Annotated in this window: 18 protein-coding genes and 1 pseudogene; all 19 read left to right on the top strand. The window is 59.0% G+C overall.

Annotated features, from left to right (window positions below):
• A pseudogene (locus ACE04A_RS00340) lies at positions 1-194 on the top strand (hypothetical protein); the annotation flags it as partial.
• Positions 191-484, top strand: a complete 294-nt coding sequence (locus ACE04A_RS00335) for a hypothetical protein (RefSeq protein ID WP_485819731.1) — start codon at positions 191-193, stop codon at positions 482-484. The pseudogene ACE04A_RS00340 and the gene ACE04A_RS00335, both read left to right, overlap by 4 nt.
• Positions 481-1,203 carry a phage antirepressor KilAC domain-containing protein gene (locus ACE04A_RS00330; RefSeq protein ID WP_485819730.1) on the top strand — a complete coding sequence of 241 codons (723 nt, stop codon included), beginning with the start codon at positions 481-483 and terminating at the stop codon, positions 1,201-1,203. Before ACE04A_RS00335 ends, ACE04A_RS00330 begins: the two co-directional genes overlap by 4 nt.
• 8 nt (positions 1,204-1,211) lie before the next feature.
• Positions 1,212-2,396, top strand: coding sequence for a replication protein (locus ACE04A_RS00325; protein WP_485819775.1), 1,185 nt, complete (start codon positions 1,212-1,214; stop codon positions 2,394-2,396).
• Positions 2,393-3,781: a replicative DNA helicase gene (gene dnaB, locus ACE04A_RS00320; protein WP_485819774.1), complete on the top strand. Its 1,389-nt coding sequence runs from the start codon at positions 2,393-2,395 to the stop codon at positions 3,779-3,781. Before ACE04A_RS00325 ends, dnaB begins: the two co-directional genes overlap by 4 nt.
• Entirely contained in the window at positions 3,781-3,972 is a 192-nt protein-coding gene (locus ACE04A_RS00315) for a DUF7696 family protein (protein ID WP_485819773.1), read from the top strand. Before dnaB ends, ACE04A_RS00315 begins: the two co-directional genes overlap by 1 nt.
• Entirely contained in the window at positions 3,969-4,331 is a 363-nt protein-coding gene (locus tag ACE04A_RS00310; protein WP_485819772.1) for a DUF1064 domain-containing protein, read from the top strand. Before ACE04A_RS00315 ends, ACE04A_RS00310 begins: the two co-directional genes overlap by 4 nt.
• A 40-nt stretch (positions 4,332-4,371) precedes the next feature.
• Complete coding sequence (locus tag ACE04A_RS00305) at positions 4,372-4,698, top strand: hypothetical protein (protein ID WP_448717272.1); 327 nt, start codon at positions 4,372-4,374, stop codon at positions 4,696-4,698.
• Positions 4,698-5,234, top strand: a complete 537-nt coding sequence (locus tag ACE04A_RS00300) for a hypothetical protein (RefSeq protein WP_485819771.1) — start codon at positions 4,698-4,700, stop codon at positions 5,232-5,234. Before ACE04A_RS00305 ends, ACE04A_RS00300 begins: the two co-directional genes overlap by 1 nt.
• 109 nt (positions 5,235-5,343) lie before the next feature.
• A complete protein-coding gene (locus ACE04A_RS00295; protein WP_485819770.1) occupies positions 5,344-5,589 on the top strand; it encodes a hypothetical protein in 246 nt (81 codons plus the stop codon).
• Positions 5,590-5,599: 10 nt separating this feature from the next.
• Complete coding sequence (locus tag ACE04A_RS00290) at positions 5,600-5,830, top strand: hypothetical protein (protein ID WP_485132450.1); 231 nt, start codon at positions 5,600-5,602, stop codon at positions 5,828-5,830.
• Between the two features lie 496 nt (positions 5,831-6,326).
• Positions 6,327-6,737 (top strand): hypothetical protein, encoded by a 411-nt coding sequence (locus ACE04A_RS00285; protein ID WP_485819769.1) that lies wholly within the window; start codon positions 6,327-6,329, stop codon positions 6,735-6,737.
• The gene (locus tag ACE04A_RS00280) at positions 6,716-8,230 is read left to right on the top strand and encodes a terminase TerL endonuclease subunit (protein WP_485819768.1); all 1,515 of its coding nucleotides are present in this window, start codon (positions 6,716-6,718) and stop codon (positions 8,228-8,230) included. The genes ACE04A_RS00285 and ACE04A_RS00280 overlap by 22 nt, the downstream gene beginning before the upstream one ends.
• Before the next feature lie 57 nt (positions 8,231-8,287).
• Positions 8,288-10,318 carry a phage major capsid protein gene (locus ACE04A_RS00275; RefSeq protein ID WP_485819767.1) on the top strand — a complete coding sequence of 677 codons (2,031 nt, stop codon included), beginning with the start codon at positions 8,288-8,290 and terminating at the stop codon, positions 10,316-10,318.
• A gap of 65 nt (positions 10,319-10,383) precedes the next feature.
• A complete protein-coding gene (locus ACE04A_RS00270; RefSeq protein ID WP_448717239.1) occupies positions 10,384-10,614 on the top strand; it encodes a hypothetical protein in 231 nt (76 codons plus the stop codon).
• Positions 10,611-12,017, top strand: a complete 1,407-nt coding sequence (locus ACE04A_RS00265; RefSeq protein WP_485819766.1) for a phage portal protein — start codon at positions 10,611-10,613, stop codon at positions 12,015-12,017. Before ACE04A_RS00270 ends, ACE04A_RS00265 begins: the two co-directional genes overlap by 4 nt.
• The gene (locus tag ACE04A_RS00260; RefSeq protein ID WP_485819765.1) at positions 12,010-12,801 is read left to right on the top strand and encodes a hypothetical protein; all 792 of its coding nucleotides are present in this window, start codon (positions 12,010-12,012) and stop codon (positions 12,799-12,801) included. Before ACE04A_RS00265 ends, ACE04A_RS00260 begins: the two co-directional genes overlap by 8 nt.
• Complete coding sequence (locus ACE04A_RS00255; RefSeq protein WP_485819764.1) at positions 12,798-13,154, top strand: head-tail connector protein; 357 nt, start codon at positions 12,798-12,800, stop codon at positions 13,152-13,154. Before ACE04A_RS00260 ends, ACE04A_RS00255 begins: the two co-directional genes overlap by 4 nt.
• Positions 13,154-13,486, top strand: coding sequence for a phage head closure protein (locus tag ACE04A_RS00250; RefSeq protein ID WP_485819763.1), 333 nt, complete (start codon positions 13,154-13,156; stop codon positions 13,484-13,486). Before ACE04A_RS00255 ends, ACE04A_RS00250 begins: the two co-directional genes overlap by 1 nt.
• Positions 13,487-13,499 lie beyond the last annotated feature (13 nt).

The following is a 13,499-nucleotide window of genomic DNA, read 5'->3' as shown; positions in this document are numbered from 1 at the left end:
CCGCCGTTCACCCTGATAAAGCCCGGTTCGAAGAACGCTACGGAACGCAGGAACATCTTCTTCGCCTATGCGTCCTGTTCCTTCTGGCTTCCGGCCCGAACGTCCCTGAACTTGCGCTTACTGCCGCCGAGGTGGATGCCGATGCTGTCTATCGTCTGGCCGCGCTTCGCCAATCCGGGGGCGCGAAGCCATGAACGTGCACGGATACACCATTCCCGATGCAGCTATCGATGCAGCCACCGAGTTCATGCGCACTGGCGTGACCTTCGACTGCAAGAAGCTGGGGAAGGTGATTGGACGCCATTTTGAATTCCAGAAGGGCGCCATGAGCTCTGAGGGCTACCGCACGGTCTGCCTGGATGCTGCCCACCGCCTGATGCGCGAAATGCGTACAGAGCTTGATTTGGTTCGTCGCAGCGCATTCCGAACCGAACACCACCATTACCGCTGGCGGGTGACCGCTCAACCGCTGGAGCAACGATGAACGCACTCATCATTTCCACCACGGCTATCCGCCAAGACCATGAAGGCCGCTACAGCCTGAATGACTTGCATCGCGCTGCGGGCGAGGAAGTCCGCCACCGCCCTGGTATCTGGGTCCAGAACCAACAGACCAAGGACTTGGCCGCCGAGATCGAGATAGACGGAATTCCGTCTATCCAATCAAAACAAGGGCTTGGCACGTTCGTCTGCAAGGAACTGGTTTATGCCTATGCCATGTGGATCAGTCCTGCATTCCAACTGCGGGTCATCCGGGCTTTCGATTCACTGAGCGCGGGGGCGCAGGACGTTCCTCAAGATTTCGCCGCAGCGCTTCGTCTGGCGGCGGACCAGCAGGAAGAGATTCAAAGCCAGCGCCGCCAACTGCTGGAGCAGCAGCCGAAGGTCGAATTTGCCGAAGCAATCCGCAAGACAGTGGATTCGATCAGCATCGCTGACATGGCGAAGCTGCTGGGAACAGGCCAGAACCGCCTATTCCGCCAGCTTCGCGCAGACCACGTCTTGCTGCCGGACAACAAACCTTATCAAGGGTACTTGGACAGGGGCTACTTCCGCCTGGTTGAGATGCCCTGGCGCGATGAGGACGGATGCGTCCATGTTTCGTTCAAGACGCTTGTGACAGGGAAAGGGCAGGTCTGGTTGCAGCGCAAGTACGCGGCCAGGCCAACCGCTGACCTGTGCACCCTTGAGGCCTACGCATGATTCCCGCCATGTCAGCCGTCATTCTTCCTATGCCGAACGTACCTGCCGCCTCGCCCCAAGTGGAGGACGGCTATACCCGTATCTCCAATGAACTGCTGGGGGCGCTGGTACTGGCTGACTTGACCAAGCAACAGTGGGAGGTGTTGATGGCCATCATCCGTAAGACATACGGGTTCAACAAGACGGAGGACGACATTGCCTTGTCGCAGCTGTCTACGATGACTGACGGCGACCGTGGCAACCATAGCCGGGTGATCAATAGCCTGGTTGAGCGGCGCATTCTGAACCGCGCCAAAGGGCGCCACAGCTTCACCCTGGGGCTTAACAAAGACTATTCGCAGTGGGGGCTGAAGAACGGCCGTGCAGAACTGGTGCGGACGCATTGGAGAGGCGTTTCATCTCTTTCTACTGTTGTAACTCCTACAACAGCAAATGAGGATCAGGGTTGTAAGTCCTACAACTCTACTGTTGTAGAACCTACAACTTTGGGGTTGTCAGACTTACAACCACAAAAGACAACTCCAAAAGAAACTATCAAAAGACAAAAAGAAGAAAACACTTGCGCTCCGCAAGCGGATCGCGGCGAGTCGTTCGATGATGCACGAGCAGATCAAGAAGATCGGGCCGTGACTGCATCCGAAAGCACACGAGCAGGCCGTAAGGGCCGGGCCGTGACTGTGCTGACTGCCGAACAGCTTGTTCGGTTCGAGAGGTTCTACGGCGCCTACCCCCGCAAGCGCAGTCGAATCGCAGCGGAGAAGGCGTTTGCCAAGCTGAATCCCGACGATACGTTGCTCGAAGCCCTGCTGGCAGGGTTGGAGCGATCGAAGCTGACCGCGCAGTGGAGTGACCCCACCAAGATCCCGCATCCGTCGTCCTGGCTGAATGCGGGGGCGTGGGAAGACGAGATCGAAACCGCATACGGCGACAGGGAGCGGGAAGTCATTAACTCGTTCAACGAGACCTTGGGGGCGGCGATGGGGGAGATCGATCCGTCGATTTTCACCGAGCGTAGAGCAGGTGCTATCCGGACTTTCCTGAGGCTTTCTGACAAACCCGAGTTCTGGACGCGCTTTTTCCCCTGGATTCGGGACAACTGCACGCTGCCTTCCCATGCCGGATTCGACTGGCTGATCTCGCCCGATGGCTTCACCAAGGTCCGCGGCGGCCAATTTTCAAAGGAACAACGATGAACGCCCTGGTACGCGGGCAGCCCCCGCACAACCTCGACGCTGAGCAGGCCATTTTGGGCGGCCTGATGCAGGACAACGGGGCAGTAGACCGCCTAGGAGACCTGGGGGCGCAGCAGTTCTACCACCACGCTCACAGGCTGGTTTACGAGGCGATCTCGTCGCTAGTGATGCGGTGCCGGCCTGCGGACGTGGTGACGGTCAATGACTTCCTGTCCGCTTCAGGGCGAGCGGAAGCTGTCGGCGGGATCGTCTACCTTAACGAACTGGTCGCATCGACTCCCAGCGTGGCGAACATCTCCAGGTACGCCGATATCGTCAGAGAAACCGCTCTGCTGCGCGAGTTGGCGAGTACCGCTGATCGGGTCCACGAGTTAGTGGCAGACCGGCAGATGCCTGCCGCAGAACTGCTAGACGCAGCCCAAGCTGAGTTCGGAAAGCTGGCAATGGGGACGGTCAAGAACGAGCCGATAGCCATTTCCGAATCTATGACTTCGTTCCTGGACGACCTGGATGGGCGCGTTCACGGGGCGGTGGCTCACCCTGGGATTCCGACGGGCATTAAGGAACTAGACGAAGCATTGAACGGCGGCCCATGTCGTGGAGACCTGATCGTCATCGGGGCGAGGCCTGGGATGGGCAAGTCGGCGCTTGCCGGAACCATTGGCTGCAACAACGCCGAGTGCGGCTATTCCGCAATGTTCTGGTCTGGCGAAATGCCGACCCGACAGGTTACGGGCCGCGCTGTTGCTAACTGGGGGCGCGTATCGGCCAAGAAGATCAGCGCCGTGAAGCCCGAGCTTAGTACTGATGACTGGGCGCGGCTCACCAGGGCCGCACAGATCGCTGGTGACGCGAAATTCTTTGTTGACGACGAGGCAGGGCTAACGCTTCAAGCTTTGGCGGTGAAGGCTCGCGCGGTCCATCGAAAGCACGGATTAGATGTTCTTTTCGTCGACTACATCCAACTGATGGAAGGTTCAGAGGAAAAGCGTCACCTCCAAATTGAGGCAATCACTAAGGGCCTCAAAAGGCTGGCCAAGCAATTGGACATCGTCGTTTATGCCCTGTCCCAGTTCTCTCGGGACATAGAAAAGCGAAGCAATAAACGCCCCATGCTTTCGGACTTGCGTGACGGTGGATCTATTGAGCAGGACGCTGACATCGTTATCGCCCCTTATCGGGAAGAACAAGACAACCCTGATACGGATCGAAAGGGTTACGCGGAGCTCTACATCCTAAAGCACCGTAATGGCTCGATCGGGATGGTACCGGCAGCGTATCGGGGTGATTACCTCAGGTTCGAGGACTACTCAGGCCCAGCCTTTTCCAAATCGTCGGCATCGCCCCGGGGGCGGAAATCCTTCGATGATTCGGAGGCGTTCTGATGGAACAGACGGATTTCCGAACATCAGAGCAATGGCGCATGGAGTGCGAGGCGAGGCACGTCCTGTCGCTCCCTTTCTCGGATCGGGAGCCATATCTGGCCCTAGTCGGTCGGCGCCGCGGCGCGAATGGTCGCATGTCTCTTGAGTCCGAGGTTAAGCGTCAGTTCGCGGCGCTAAGGCGGGCCGCATGACCGCATGGCTGCCTAAATCCAAGCGACCGAGCGCCGCCAAGTATCGAAATAGGAAAACCGAGCGGGACGGCATTGAGTTCGATAGCAAGCGCGAGGCGGAGCGATACACGCAACTCAGGCTGCTTGAGCGTGCGGGAAAGATCCATAGCCTCGCGTTGCAGCCAAGCTTCACCCTGGTCGACAGCCGTCGCAACGCTTTTGGGAAGGTTGAACGCGCAGTCGTTTACATCGCCGACTTCATGTATTTCGAAGGCGAGTCTCGTGTTGTTGAGGATGCAAAGGGGGTCCGCACTCCCGACTACGTCATTAAACGCAAGCTCATGCTGGATCGGCATGGCATTACTGTGAAAGAGGTGTGATATGGCCCTCCCTAGAAGCGTAGAAGATTCGAACAAACAGATGCGTATTGCGGCCATTGAGCGCCTGCGCGTGGAATTCGGCGTCAATTTGACCAAACACGACCGGTGCTCGGCGCGTGTAGCCGATGCTATCCGCCAGGTTGAACCTGGTCTGGATGCCGCTGATCCGATGCTGCTCATTCGCACATGGGTCGCGCTCCGGCCTTCTGACGTCGTGCCGGCGCGCCTATTTACTGATACCGGCCGCGTGTACCAGTTGAGCAAGGACAGGGGCCTGCAGTTCGCTGCGGCTCGCTTGCAGGACATGCGTATGCCGAGCCCGGTGAACATGAGCAGCAAGGTGCTGTACAGCCCGGAGTACGCGTAATGGGCGCGCTCCTGCCTAAGTGGGCGATGGGTGACCCGGCCCTGGTCTGCGAGCGCCTTCAGGGGATAGAGCATCGGCCGAGGCAGCCGCCCAGATTGAGCCGGCAGGAACTGGCAAGAAAGGAACTAGAGCAGCTATTCAGCGAGGATCACATGACGAAAGACGAAAGCGAACAACTGGAAGAACTGCTCATGACCTGGTACCACTGGGCCAAGGCGCACCGCGAGCATCTGGGCCACAGCCGTGTGGCGCCGGGATTCCAGGGCGTATCCGACATGGACGCCTATGGGGATGACGACGACACCGACGCGAAGCTGAACCGGTACACCGCCGAACAGGTAGATGTCTGCCTCAGTACGCTGCCGTTTGACCTGCGCGCCGCTGTTGGGGTCAGCCTACGGAACAAGGATGTGCCGAATCAGGTATTCCGCAATCCGCGTTGCAGCCTGGAAGAGCAGCAGCGTCGCTACCAGGCAGCCAAGGAAATACTGCTGCCGATGTTGCGGCGGCGAGACATGATTAAGGTGATCGCGTGAGGGGTTGCATTGCGTATCAACGTAGGTACCATCCTTTCCAAGTGGACGGCGCTCGTCCATAGGAAACGAAGCCTCGGCAGATGCCGGGGCTTTTTGCATTGGAGCTGCCATGCGTTTATCCGTGGATCAGGATGACCAGGGTTACAAGGCCTGGAAGCTGAGAGGCGGCCACAAGCGCCCCGTTCGTGTTTTGTTGAATGGCAGGCACGTAAAGCGGGTTATCACGGCGGACACCAAGCGTGGATTTGTCCTGGCCTATCAGGAAGACGCAGAGGGTAAAGCGATAGTTAACGCTCGTCGCACCGATATGAAGCGCTACCGCCAGTACGGCAACGTTGAGATTGAGTTCGGCTGATATGGTCCACATGGTGCAAGACCGTCGCGGCTACCCAGGAAGCCTGAAGCGAGATCAAGAGCGACGGGCAAAGCGGGAGTGGCTTGAGCCTTCCGAGCCTACACAGCTTGACCGCATAGAAGCCAAGCTCGACGCGCTGCTGGATGCACTGGCAGATGAAGGCGAAGAGATGGAACAGCCCGAGCTCACGCTCGATGGCGAGGCAGTAGGCGGCGAGCGGGACGATACCCAGCCGCTATGAGTAGCCAACCCTGGAGCGCTTGGTACAAGACCTGGCGCTGGCAGAAGTTGCGCGAACGTCACCTAAGGGCGCATCCCTTATGCGTGATGTGCGAGGCAGAGGGAAGGGTGACAGAGGCTAGGGTGTGCGATCACATCGAGCCACACAAGGGAGATCCAGAGAAGTTCTGGAACGGCCCCTTCCAGTCACTATGCAAAGCGCATCACGACTCAGACAAGCAAGCGCTCGAGAAGTCCGGGCGCCGAAAGGTACAGATCGGGGTGGATGGCTACCCCATAGAGGGTATGCACCAGTCCGGTGCGGCCCCGGAAGATGAGAAAATTCTCATTTCCGACCCTGAAATGTTACAAATGGCCGGGGGGGAGGGGTGCTCAAAAAATGAGCAACGCCACCAAGACCGGCCGCTCAACTCTTTTTTCATAAACGTCCAGAAAAAAGCGGGACGCAGTTAAAGGCAGAAATGGCACAACGGGGAAGGAAGTCTCAGGCAGAACTGATGACTTCGGTCCAAGTTGCGTCCGTTTCCAGCGATTCGCGACTTCGGGCTCCGGTGCACATCACGGATGCCGAGCGCATGGTCTGGGCGGAAGTTGTCAACGACCAGCCCGCGTCCGCCTTCTCACCCACGCATAGCCCCCTGCTAGAGCAGTACTGTCGTCACGTTGTCCAGGCTCGATTACTGGCTGACGAGATCATGAACTTCGACAGGTCGTGGCTTGCTGATGATGACGGGCTTAAGCGGTATGACCGGCTGCTTTCAATGCAAGAGCGGGAAGGTCGGGCTGCGTCTTCGTTGGCTACGCGGCTGCGCATCACGCGCCAGGCCACGGCCGACCCGAAGACCGTGGGCCGTGCGAACGGTCGGCAGGCAAAGTCTAAGAAGCCTTGGGAACTCGTCGACGGCTGACGCGGGGCGACCGCAACATTGCCTGGATTGAGCAGTATTGCCGAATCCCCGAAGGCAAGTTGGTAGGTAAGCCGGTAAAGCTGACGAAGCACCAGCGCGGCTGGATCAAGCAGATTTACGACAGTCCGACGCGGCTGTTCATCCTGAGTATGGCTCGGAAGAACGCCAAAACGGCGCTGTCTGCATTCCTGCTGCTGCTGCACTTGTGCGGGCCAGAGGCAAAGCCGAATAGCCAGTTGTACAGCGCGGCGCAGTCCCGGGAGCAGGCGGCAATCCTGTTCGCCCTGGCGGCAAAGGTAGTGCGAATGTCGCCGGATCTGTCCGAATACGTGTTGATTCGAGATACGGCCAAGCAATTGTTTTGCACGGAGATGGGGACGCTTTATCGGGCGCTGTCGGCAGAGGCCAGCACCGCCTACGGTCTGAGCCCCGCCTTCACCATTCATGACGAGCTGGGCCAAGTGCGAGGCCCGCGATTTGAGCTTTACGAAGCCCTAGAGACGGCCAGCGCTGCGCAGGATTCGCCGCTGTCGATAGTGATCAGCACCCAAGCGCCTACGGACGCAGACTTGCTAAGCCTGCTGATCGATGACGCGCTAACAGGGGCCGATCCGCGACAGAAGGTGGTTCTGCATACGGCGCCGATGGAGTTGGAAGCGTTCTCGGATGAAGCGATAAGGGCCGCGAACCCGCACTTTGATGACTTCATGAATAAGGATGAGGTAAGGCGCCAGGCGGCAGACGCCAAGCGCATGCCCAGCCGAGAAAACTCGTACCGCAACCTGATCCTGAATCAGCGTGTGGAGGCACACAACCCGTTTGTGTCCAGAGCTATCTGGGAAGAAAACGGGGCGCCGCCTGAGATGCTGGCAGGAAAGACGGTATACGGCGGTCTGGACTTGTCCAGCGTTTCGGACTTGACCTCATTAGTGCTGGTGTCGGAAGAGGGCGATGTCCACCCGAGATTCTGGCTTCCTGAAGAAGGGTTAGCCGAGAAGTCCCGAAATGACCGGGTGCCATACGACTTGTGGGCCGAGCAGGGGCTTCTGCTGACCACGCCAGGCCGAGCAATTGAATACGAGTTCATCGCTCATGAACTGCGCAAGGTGTTCGACACGTGCAACGTCGTAGCTCTGGCGTTTGACCGGGCCATGATGCGATTCCTGAAGCCCTGGCTGGTTCGGGTCGGCTTCACCGAAGATGAACTGGCGAAGTTCGTTGAGTTCGGCCAGGGGTTCATGTCAATGAGCCCGGCCTTGCGCGAACTTGAGGCCCGTTTATTGGGGGCGAAGTTGAAGCATGGCGAGCATCCGGTACTGACCATGTGCGCGATGAACGCTGCGGTGGTTCAGGACCCGGCCGGAAATCGAAAGTTCACGAAGGCCAAATCGTCGGGCCGGATCGACGGCATGGTATCGCTGGCAATGGCGGTGGCGGCAATGCCACCGGAGCAGGCGCCGACCGTCGCCGAGTACAAGGTTTTCTTCGTCTGACGACGATACATACAACCAAGCCCGCCCAGAGCGGGCTTTTTGCATTTGGAGGCCTGCATGCCTGACAAGCTCAATACCCGCGCATACAGCCTCTTGGAAATCAAGGCGCTGGACGAATCGAAGCGCGAGATCACCGGTATTGCTACCACGCCCGAGCCTGATCGCGTGGGCGACGTCGTGGAGCCGCTGGGCGCCAAGTTTGCCGCCGAGTTGCCGCTTCTGTGGCAGCACCAGCATGACAAGCCTGTCGGCACCGCCAAGTTCGGCAAGCCCACGAAGACTGGCATCCCGTTCACGGCCTCGCTGCCAGTCATTGACGAGCCGGGCGCCCTGAAGGATCTGGTCGACATGGCCTGGCAGTCGGTGAAGGCCAAGCTCGTGCGCGGGGTGTCTATCGGCTTTCGCGCGATTGAGTACAGCTTTATCGAGAACGGCGGCGTGCGCTTCTCGGAAACGGAGATCTTCGAGCTGAGCCTCGTGACGATCCCGGCCAATGCGTCCGCCTCCATTCACAGCATCAAAAGTATCGACACCGCTCTGCGCGCCGCGTCTGGCAATGAAGCGCAGGGCGATGAAGAAGCTGGGCGAAAGCCCGTATCTCCCGGCGTCTCGGGAACCAAGAAACAGCCCGCCACTGGCGGGTTTTTTTATGCCCCGACCAAGGAGAAGGGAATGAACATCAAAGACCAACTGGTGAACGCCCGCGCGAAGCTGGCTGAAACCGAAAAGTCCATGCAGGAAATCATGGGCAAAGCCACCGGCGAGGGCCGGACGCTGAACGCCGAGGAAGCCGAAGAGTTCGACAGCCACGAGTCGGCTGTTGGCGACATCAAAAAGCACATCGAACGCCTGGAAGGCATGGAAAAGAACATGACCTTCACCCAAGTCAAGGGCGACAACGACGATGACGCGACCGCATCTCGCGCGCCGGCCATCGTGTCGAAGGCTATCAAGATGAAGGAAGAGCCGGGCCTTATGTTCGCCCGCCATGCGCTGTGCATGTATGCCGCCAAGAACAACGTCGGCATGGCTGCTCAGCTGGCCGCCGACCACTACGGTGAAAAATCGCCCGTCGCGCAGGTGTTGAAGGGCTTGGGCGGTCGTTCGCTCGAATCTGTGCTGAAGGCCAACGTGGCCGCAGCCACGACCAGCGATGCGACTTGGGCAGGCCCGCTGCTGGCCTACAACAACTATTCCCAAGACTTCGTTGAGTTCCTGCGCCCGCGCACTATCCTGGGTCAGTTCGGTCTGGGCAACATCCCCGCCGCCAAGCGCATTCCGTTCAACGTCCACATCAAGGGCCAGACTTCCGGTGGCGTTGGCTACTGGGTCGGCCAGGGCGCGCCGAAACCAGTCACGAAGTTCGACTTCAACGACGTGTACTTCGGCTGGTTCAAGGTTGCGGGCATCTCCGTCGCTACGGACGAAATGATCCGTTTCTCGGACCCGGCCATCGAAGTTCTGATTCGCGATGGCTTGGTGGAAGCCGGCGCCGAGCGCATGAACGCCGACTTCATCGACCCGACCTTCGCTGGTCTGGCCAACGTCTCGCCCGCTGGCATTCTGTACGGCCTGACGCCGATCGTCTCCAGCGGCACCGACGCCGACGCTGTCCGTGCGGACTTGATGGCCTTGCAGGCTGAAGCCGATGACGCCAACAACCCCCTGACCACGATGGTGTATCTGATGCACCCGAAGACGGCTGCCGGTCTGGGCAACATGTACAACCCGCTGGGCCAGCGCGAATTCCCCAACATCAGCCGTAATGGCGGTGATGTGGGCGGCGTGCCGGTTATCACCTCGGGCTACGTGCCTTATGACTCGTCGGGTGGTGTGGTGGCCATGGTCAACGCGGCTGACCTCTGGTACGCCGACGACGGCCAGGCGACGGTGGACATGTCGAACCAGGCATCGATCCAGATGCTGGACAACCCCACCAACAACAGCGCCAGCGCCACGGCGACGTCCCTGGTGTCGATGTTCCAGACCGACAGCACTGCATTCCGCATGCATCGCTTCGCGAACTGGAAGCGCCGCCGCGAGTCGTCTTTCGCGTACCTCACGGGCGTGAATTGGGGCGCTGCCTAAGCGTCTAGGCCCAAGGGGCCTGTCTTAGGGCAGGCCCCTTTCACATAGACAGCATAGGACACACTATGAAAGTCGAGATTCAGATGAAGGACGGAAGCGTCAAGTCGCTTAGTCCCAGTCATGCGCGAGCCATGGTGTTCATCGGGCGCGGCCAATACTTGACTCGCGACTTGACGGCAACGCAGCCGGGCTCCCCGAGCGTGGAAGCTGGGCAAACAGGCGACCATGTCGCCTTCGAGGAAGGCGCGAAAAAGCGTGGACGTCCGCGAAAGAACAAGCCCGAGGCCACGGAATGAAGTTGTTCGGTCTCCAGATCCAGCGCGCCGAGAAGCAACTCCAGCCGGTTCCTTCCGCTTGGAATTGGGGTAGCCGCTTCTCCGGTCTGATGCCCTGGATCAGCGAGATCTTCCCGGGCGCTTGGCAGGACAATGTCGAAGTCAAGCCCGAAGACTGCCTTAGCTCGCCTATTGTCTACGCTTGCATCACGCTCATTTCGAACGACATCGGGAAGCTACGAGCACGCTTGGTAAGGAAAGACGCAAACGGGATTTGGTCCGAGAACGACGGAAACTCGCCGTTCTGGCCAGTTCTTCGCCACCCCAATCACTTTCAAAACCACATCCAGTTCAAACAGTGGTGGGTGATGTCAAAGCTCCGCCACGGCAACACATACGCTCTCAAAGAACGAGACGCCCGTGGCGTTGTTCGTAGTCTGTACGTTCTAGATCCTGGGCGCGTCACTCCGTTAGTGGGTGACGACGGTTCGGTCTACTACCAACTCAGCCAGGACAACTTGGCCGGCGTTGAAGAACTTGGAATAACGGTTCCCGCTAGCGAAATCATCCACGACAGGATGAATTGTCTGTATCACCCGCTGGTCGGCATTTCGCCCCTTTTCGCTGCTGCCATTGCGGCAGGCGTTGGGATCAAGATCCAGAACAACACCCTTCGCTTCTTCAACAACAGCGCAAACCCGGGTGGGATTCTCGTGGCGCCAGGAAATATTTCGCCCGAGAACGCGAAGATGATTAAGGACCAGTGGCATTCGAACTATTCCGGTGTCAATGCCGGGAAGGTTGCTGTCATTGGTGACGGTATGAAGTTCGAACCGCTAAGCCATAGCGCCGTGGACTCTCAACTCATTGAAACGCTGCGGTGGTCAGACGAGCGTATCTGCTCCGTGTTTCATGTGCCTGGCTACAAGGTCGGCGTAGGTTCAGCCCCTGGCTACAACAACATCGAGGCGATGGATCGGGGCTATTACTCCGGGTGCCTGCAATCTCCCATCGAAGAGATGGAAGCTTGCTTGGACGACGGGTTGGGGCTGGACGGTGTGACCAATGGCGTCGAACTGGATCTTGAAGGTCTTATGCGGATGGATACCAAGACGCAGATGGAGGCCCTGAAGATCGGCGTAGATGCCGGGATCATTGCCCCGAACGAGGGCCGAAAGCAAGTCAACCTGCCGCCGTTGGAAGGCGGCGACACCGTCTACATGCAACAGCAGGACTTCCCCCTGGATCAGGTGCGGCAGAACAAGATCGTTCAGCCGTCCCAGGAGCCGGCGCCCGTGTCGGAACCGGCGGAAGTCTCGGATGAAGACAAGTCGCTGATCTTGGAAGCCAAATCCATAATCGCGACCCAGAAGGCAATTGAAGCCATGCGAAAAGCCGCCAAACCGGAGCCAGCCCATGTTTGACCCCGAGAAGTTCGGCCAAGCGATGGGCGAGGCTATCCGCCAAGCCGTGGAGCCGTTGCAGAAGCAGATCGCTGAACTGACGGAGAAGCTTGCCGAACGGCCCGACCTCTCCGAGGAAATCGCAGCCGCCGCCAGGGCAGCCGTGGATAGCATCCCGAAGCCCAAGGACGGGCGAGACGCCGACATGGCGCAGGTCGAAGACCTGGTTGCAAAGGCAGTGGGTGCGCTCCCCCAGCCGAAAGATGGCGCGCCGGCGGATATGGACGCCCTACGTGAGCATCTTTCGGAATTGGTGGCGAAGCTACCTCGCCCGGCTGACGGCAAGTCCGTCACGGCCGAAGACGTAGCGCCGGTTCTGGAAATGCAGGTGGCCAAGTGGGCGTTAGAGTTCGAGCGGCGGGCCCAAGACACGCTACAGAAGGCTATCGACAAGATGCCGGTGCCGAAAGATGGAACTGATGGCCGTGATGGGCTTGGATTCGAAGACCTTGAGGTCGAATTCGATGGCGTGAAGACTGTTACCTTCAAGCTCGTTCGTGGTGATCTGACGAAGCAATTCGATCTGACCATGCCTGTCGTTGTCGATTGTGGAATCTTCAAGGAAGGCCACGTCTACACGCCTGGCGATTCAGTGACGTGGGCAGGGTCGTACTGGATTGCCCAGAAAGATACCGGCGCAAAGCCTGACAGCCCCGAAAGCGGATGGCGCTTGGCCGTTAAGAAGGGCCGGGATGGGAAGGACGGCCGGAACGGCGTCGACAAGACAGCCCCGGTGAAGCTATGAAGCTCGTCACGTTACAGCAGTGCCGGGACAACATCCGTTCGGATACGGATGCTGACGATGCCGATCTGGCAATGAAGATCGAAGCCGCCAGCGACGCCGTGATGGACTATCTGGGCGAGTACGGTGCCACCTTTACGGATTCCTCAGGGCTGGTGGAAGTCGACTCGAACGGCGACCCGGTGGGAGTGCCTGCGCGGGTACAGCAGGCCACTATTTTTACGGTGGCGTCTATGTACCGAGAACGTGACGGATCGCAGGAGTTCGCGGTTGGCGACCAGTGGGGATACGGATATGCGTTGCCCAAATCGGCGACTGCGTTGATCTACAGCCTGCGTAAGCCCACGGTGGTCTGATGCTCGACTCTGGAAAACTGCGCCATCGTGTGTCAATCGAGCGGGTTGTACGAACGCAGGACGAAGACACGGGCGCAGTTACCGAGACGTGGACCGAGGTAGCCAAGGTATGGGCGGCTATTGAGCCTCTTTCGGCGCGGGAGTTTGTGCAGTCAGCCGCAGGTCAGTCCGAAGTGACGGCGCGCATCACCATCCGGACACGAGACATTCTGGCGACCGACCGCATCGCCCATCGTGGCGTGGTCTACAACATTCGGGGCGTGCTTCCTGATAAGGAAAGCGGTCTGGAGTACATCACGCTGCCGGTAGGAACGGGCGTAAACGAGGGCTGACGTGGAGTATGTG

The organism is Achromobacter colocynthidis, assembly GCF_057334535.1.
This window is presented reverse-complemented; position numbering and strand designations above follow the sequence as displayed.

Excerpts from the sequence above, each read along its gene's own strand:
- ACE04A_RS00315 (WP_485819773.1), top strand. The coding sequence starts at position 3,781 with ATGGAACAGACGGATTTCCGAACATCAGAGCAATGGCGCATGGAGTGC.
- ACE04A_RS00270 (WP_448717239.1), top strand. The coding sequence starts at position 10,384 with ATGAAAGTCGAGATTCAGATGAAGGACGGAAGCGTCAAGTCGCTTAGT.
- dnaB (WP_485819774.1), top strand. The coding sequence starts at position 2,393 with ATGAACGCCCTGGTACGCGGGCAGCCCCCGCACAACCTCGACGCTGAG.
- ACE04A_RS00275 (WP_485819767.1), top strand. The coding sequence starts at position 8,288 with ATGCCTGACAAGCTCAATACCCGCGCATACAGCCTCTTGGAAATCAAG.
- ACE04A_RS00310 (WP_485819772.1), top strand. The coding sequence starts at position 3,969 with ATGACCGCATGGCTGCCTAAATCCAAGCGACCGAGCGCCGCCAAGTAT.
- ACE04A_RS00330 (WP_485819730.1), top strand. The coding sequence starts at position 481 with ATGAACGCACTCATCATTTCCACCACGGCTATCCGCCAAGACCATGAA.
- ACE04A_RS00325 (WP_485819775.1), top strand. The coding sequence starts at position 1,212 with ATGTCAGCCGTCATTCTTCCTATGCCGAACGTACCTGCCGCCTCGCCC.
- ACE04A_RS00260 (WP_485819765.1), top strand. The coding sequence starts at position 12,010 with ATGTTTGACCCCGAGAAGTTCGGCCAAGCGATGGGCGAGGCTATCCGC.
- ACE04A_RS00295 (WP_485819770.1), top strand. The coding sequence starts at position 5,344 with ATGCGTTTATCCGTGGATCAGGATGACCAGGGTTACAAGGCCTGGAAG.
- ACE04A_RS00300 (WP_485819771.1), top strand. The coding sequence starts at position 4,698 with ATGGGCGCGCTCCTGCCTAAGTGGGCGATGGGTGACCCGGCCCTGGTC.
- ACE04A_RS00335 (WP_485819731.1), top strand. The coding sequence starts at position 191 with ATGAACGTGCACGGATACACCATTCCCGATGCAGCTATCGATGCAGCC.
- ACE04A_RS00250 (WP_485819763.1), top strand. The coding sequence starts at position 13,154 with ATGCTCGACTCTGGAAAACTGCGCCATCGTGTGTCAATCGAGCGGGTT.
- ACE04A_RS00305 (WP_448717272.1), top strand. The coding sequence starts at position 4,372 with ATGCGTATTGCGGCCATTGAGCGCCTGCGCGTGGAATTCGGCGTCAAT.
- ACE04A_RS00290 (WP_485132450.1), top strand. The coding sequence starts at position 5,600 with ATGGTGCAAGACCGTCGCGGCTACCCAGGAAGCCTGAAGCGAGATCAA.
- ACE04A_RS00285 (WP_485819769.1), top strand. The coding sequence starts at position 6,327 with ATGACTTCGGTCCAAGTTGCGTCCGTTTCCAGCGATTCGCGACTTCGG.
- ACE04A_RS00265 (WP_485819766.1), top strand. The coding sequence starts at position 10,611 with ATGAAGTTGTTCGGTCTCCAGATCCAGCGCGCCGAGAAGCAACTCCAG.
- ACE04A_RS00255 (WP_485819764.1), top strand. The coding sequence starts at position 12,798 with ATGAAGCTCGTCACGTTACAGCAGTGCCGGGACAACATCCGTTCGGAT.